Genomic DNA, 4,940 nt, shown 5'->3' with positions numbered 1-4,940 from the left:
CAGCCATATTTAATAGTGCAGATAGTTTTGCCATGATACGGGGTGGTCATGTAGACTTAACCGTTCTGGGTGCATTTGAAGTTGACCAGAATGGCAACATCGCATCGTGGATGATCCCTAAAAAGCTGATTAAAGGCATGGGTGGCGCGATGGATTTAGTCGCTGGCGCGAAAAACATTATTGTTACTATGACCCATGCAAGTAAGCATGGTGACTCTAAACTATTAGAAGCCTGCTCTTTACCGCTTACTGGCGTTAATTGCGTTAAAAAAATAGTGACAGATTTAGCCGTATTAGAAGTTAAAGACGGCGCATTTCATCTATTAGAGCGTGCTCCGGGCGTATCTGTTGATGAAATCATTAGTAAAACAGCAGGTAAATTACTTGTTGACTGTGAAGTTCCAGAAATGGTTTTTTAGGCTTTAGCTTAAAATAACGCTTTACCCTGTACCGACCTCATTCCCAGTGCCAATGGCGCTGAGTTACCCAAAATCCCTCTTACGAGGGATTTTTTTTATCTTTTGTCATTATTTTTACCGTCATTCATACATCTGTAGTAAATTTTATCTATAATACAAATATAAATTAAATGTAAGCGCTTAGATTCTTTGCACTATTTAGTGGATAGCCTGCACTCTTTTTGTGAACTAGCACTAAATTTATTTTTAACATACTGATATTTATGTATTAAATAGTTGGTTTAAATTTTGCCTAAGTAAGGCGTCTCAATAAATTAAATAATTCTGGAAAACATGCAAACTCCTATTCGTGGCCTTCGCTCTTTTTGCTTTGCCGCAAGAAGCCTAAGTTTTAAGCATGCAGCTAATGAGCTGTACTTAACGCCGTCTGCGGTAAGCCATCAAATAAAGCAACTTGAAGAACAACTTGGTATTGAGCTTTTTCAACGTAAAACGCGTTCAATTAGCTTAACCACAGCGGGTAAAAACTTTTTTGATGCTGTGTCTCCTATCATCACAATGTTAGAGGGCACCATTAACGAGTTTAGTCAGATGCAGCAAAATACAAATTTGACGATTACGCTGCCTGAATTTTTTGCCAGCGAACTACTCATGCCTAAATTAAGTGAGTGGACGTCAGAGCATCCTAATATAAACCTGCAAATGGACACGCTTAAAACACGCAAAGAATTAACGCGTCATAGCGATTTATCTATTGTATTGTCCTCTGGTAAACCTACTGAAGGGTTAGCGACTGAGTTGTTTAACCTTGAGTATATTCCTGCATGTAATAAAAAATTGCTCGATCAGTGGAGGGACGATCATCGTCAAGCCCTTAACCAAGTTCCGTTAATCTTGCACAAAGCTCGCCCGTGGGCTTGGCATCAGTGGGCCGAAAAAGCAGGGATTGATGACTTTTCTCCTTCGCAAATTATTAAAATAGATAGCATGTTTGGTGTAGCGCGTGCGGCGCAGCAAGGCATGGGCATTGCACTTATACCACTGCCTATTAGTCAAAGCTGGCTAGATGAGCAATGGCTTTATAAATTATTCGAACAGCCTTTAACAACTAAAGATAAATACTATTTAGTGCAGCACGAATCAAGCACGCCTAATCACCCGCTTGATTTATTTGCGAAGTGGGTTGTAAATACGTTTAGAAAAATCCAAGAATAATCCCCTATTAGACGAGTTCAGTAATACAACCCACTCTGTGTTTTATTACTGAACTCGTCTAAACCTCTCTGCAATTTTTAATAATATTTTTTATTTAAATACATAAACTTAACGCCGAGCATTAGACTAAAGTCTATAGTTTAATTTTTTTCACTCATTGGTTTCATTTTTATCGTTTGTCGAAAATAAAGTTAAATATTAAAGTTACTTCATCAGCTCAAAACAACTTAGTTAATTTGTTTTTTAAGAGCAATAAATGCAACCTTTTGAGTTTTAGTAACTCAAACTTAGCAGTGAAAAGAATCTTATATTGTGTGTGTAAGATGTTGTCAGTGTGAAAAGCGGTTCAAGTTAGGTGGTGACTTGGCTTGAACTGTTTTTATTCTTGGCTCAACCACATGATATGCATTACAAAGCTACTAAAGCGTAGCAAACCGAATCTTTATATTGTGTGTGAAGATGTTGTCAGTGTGAAAAGCGGTTCAAGTTAGGTGGTGACTTGGCTTGAACTGTTTTTATTCTTGGCTCAATCACATGATATGCATTACCAGGCTACTAAAGCGTAGCAAACAGAATCTTTATATTGTGTGTGAAGATGTTGTCAGTGTGAAAAGCGGTTCAAGTTAGGTGGTGACTTGGCTTGGACTGTTTTTATTATTAAGCACATACATAATATAGCTATATACAGATTAATACATTTTAAAAAGCCCCGTAAGTTATAACTTACGGGGCTTTTTTAGTTAATTTTTTATTTGATACTCTTTTTTTAATTTACTTATTTGCACTTTATGTGAAAGCAAAAATGTATCAAATTGCTTAACTACCTCAGGATAGTCAATCGACGATAATAAAAAGGCTTGTAAATCTGTCGGCAATTCGTTTTGAAAATAAACGGGTCGGGTTAATTTGAAATATTTAACAATATTATAGTTTAGTACATCGTTAGATATGTAAATACACTCCACTCGCTCTTTTAAAAGCATCTCTATTAATTCCATTACGTTAGCTGTTTCAATTAGCTCAACGTTTTTGTTATTCATTAAAGGTTTAAAGCTTTGAGACGTAAACCCTCTCACCGTTGCAAAACTAACGCATTCATCAATAGTGATATTTTTATTTAAACTCGCAATACCCGTTTTAGTCACAACGGTTGGCTGCGAATAAATAATTTCATTTAAATCACCAAAGGAAGCTTTATAACTTGGTTTCCATTGTGGATTATCTGGGTATTTAAAATCAACATGATGGTGATCAATGAATTCTTTATAGAGACGATTAATTGGCAGCGTGTAAAACTCAAATTCAAAATCGTGCTGCTGGGCAAACAAGGTAAGTAACTTTTGACTGAAACCATAATAGTCGCGGTTATCAGCCCCACTACCATGTAGTATGGAAGGTATTCTATATTCTCTACGCCGATGACATAGTGCGTTGCCGACTTAGCATCGGTTATAAAAATTAATAAAGCTAAAGGCAAATACATTAACTGCGTTGTTATTTTTATAAATTGATTCATTTACAACCTAAGTAATATTATTGATGTGTAGCTCAACGCTTTAATTTTAACAAATTTGCAAAGAATATGATAAATCTATTTTATTTTATGCAAAAAAAGCCTGATTAAAATCAGGCTTTACAAAGTAAAAGGTTTAGCTTTTATCTCTTGGTACAAAATCGAGTACTGTTGCGTTTATACAGTAGCGGTCTGTGCCTCTAGGGCCTTCTCCAGGGAATAAATGACCAAGATGAATACCTGTACTTTTAGAACGTAGCTCAATACGTGTTATTCCCCAGCTGCTATCGTCATGCTGCGTTACACTACTTTTTACTGGGTGCTTAAACGACAACCAACCACTACCGGAGTTAAACCTATCGCTTGTATCAAATAGTGGCTCNTCGCCACTTAATTTATCAACAAAAGTACCGTCAGGTGTGTTTTTAAACTCTTTGTACTCTTTGCAGTAAGGTCTATCTGTTCGTGCATCAAATGCAACTTTATAAGCATCACTGTTACCTAATTTAAAAGCGCCTAATGCTTTATAAAACTCTTCAGGCGTTGCATAACCTTGACGACCATATACCTCAATACCATTTTCTAAAAACAAAATGGTTGGTGTTGCCCACGTGGCTGACTTAATAGTTAAATCATCAAGTTGGTCAGCATGGCGAAACGACATTGGTATTGTCCCTTTGTAATCATTTGCGACTGCTTTTTTAAACTTTTCACAGTATGGGCAGTATTCACGTGAATCTAAGACTACGATTTGTTTTCCTGATAATAAAGCCGTGTTATCTACTTTTTCTACAGGTGTTTTATTAAAAACAACACCGGTAGAGTGATCGGGACAATAGCCATTAGGGTTCTTTTCTAAATAATTTTGATGATACTCTTCTGCCGATACAAAACCTTGAAGCGGTTTAATAACCGTTTCAATTTTGCCATAGCTCGCATCAGTTAAAAGCTGCTGATATTGCGATTTAACTTGTTCAGCTACTTTAGCTTGCGCATCAGTAGTCGTTAATAAAATTGAGCGATATTGCGTACCAATGTCGTTACCTTGGCGATTTTTTTGCGTAGGGTCATGACTTTCAAAGTAGTTTTTTAAGAGATCTTCTGCTGAAATTATATTGCTGTTATACATAACTTGTACAACTTCAGCATAATTGTTCTCGTCAAAACGACGAGACTGATCAGTAATGTTTCTGTAGGTAGCTTTAAAGCCATTGCCGTCAGCGTACCCCGATTCAGCATCAATAACGCCATTAAGCGCTTCGTAGCGTTTTTCGGCTCCCCAAAAACAACCCGATCCAAGTACAATGGTTTCTACATGCATGGTGGCTTCTACATTACTGTGCTCAACCTTTTCCATAGATAAAGCAAAGCTGCCTGCGCTAAATATAATAGCAGCGCCTGATAAATATAATAAATGCTGGTGTTTCATAAAGTACCTCTTAAACAAGTGCGTGCTAACTAAGACCTCCTTATCCTAATTTTCATTTCAACCTAATTACTTATTTAGTACGAAGCGTATTAAGTTTTGGTCTTCAATAAGTTAAATACGATTAATTGAATATAAAACTACTCTTAAAGTAAGTTGGGCAATAAACATAACCACTTAGTCGCAATGGTGTAAATAAATTAATAAAACTGTGTTACGTTTAAATTATGTTGTACAAATAGGTTTATTTAATGAAGCCAGCTCCTCATATTTATGCATTAACAAACAGTAGTTTACTGTTTGATGCATCGCATTTAGACGCTACAGATAGACTCTCTATTCAAAAGAAAATTTGGGCTTTAGCTAG

Annotated in this window: 4 protein-coding genes and 1 pseudogene; 3 read left to right on the top strand and 2 right to left on the bottom strand. The window is 36.3% G+C overall.

Annotated elements, in window-relative coordinates:
* Together L652_RS0115385 and L652_RS0115380 are read left to right on the top strand one after the other, a co-directional pair.
* Positions 1 to 419, top strand: a 419-nt coding sequence (locus L652_RS0115385) for a succinyl-CoA--3-ketoacid-CoA transferase (protein ID WP_024596141.1), incomplete at its 5' end; no start/stop codon positions are given.
* A gap of 333 nt (positions 420 to 752) precedes the next feature.
* On the top strand, positions 753 to 1,634 hold the full coding sequence (locus L652_RS0115380; protein ID WP_024596142.1) for a LysR family transcriptional regulator: 882 nt from the start codon (positions 753 to 755) through the stop codon (positions 1,632 to 1,634).
* A 740-nt stretch (positions 1,635 to 2,374) separates the two neighbouring features.
* Here the strand turns inward: L652_RS0115380 and L652_RS01000000123930 are convergent.
* Both L652_RS01000000123930 and msrA read right to left on the bottom strand, forming a co-directional pair.
* A complete protein-coding gene (locus tag L652_RS01000000123930) occupies positions 2,375 to 2,962 on the bottom strand; it encodes an amino acid ABC transporter substrate-binding protein (protein WP_253947705.1) in 588 nt (195 codons plus the stop codon).
* A gap of 321 nt (positions 2,963 to 3,283) precedes the next feature.
* Entirely contained in the window at positions 3,284 to 4,576 is a 1,293-nt protein-coding gene (gene msrA / locus L652_RS0115370; RefSeq protein ID WP_024603539.1) for a peptide-methionine (S)-S-oxide reductase MsrA, read from the bottom strand.
* A gap of 248 nt (positions 4,577 to 4,824) precedes the next feature.
* Here msrA and L652_RS1000000125735 point away from each other — a divergent pair.
* A pseudogene (locus L652_RS1000000125735) lies at positions 4,825 to 4,940 on the top strand (allophanate hydrolase); the annotation flags it as partial.

The organism is Pseudoalteromonas sp. TB25, assembly GCF_000497995.1.
Lineage (GTDB): Bacteria > Pseudomonadota > Gammaproteobacteria > Enterobacterales > Alteromonadaceae > Pseudoalteromonas > Pseudoalteromonas distincta.
This window is presented reverse-complemented; position numbering and strand designations above follow the sequence as displayed.

Coding starts and splice junctions, on each gene's coding strand:
- L652_RS0115380 (WP_024596142.1), top strand. CDS start 753: ATGCAAACTCCTATTCGTGGCCTTCGCTCTTTTTGCTTTGCCGCAAGA.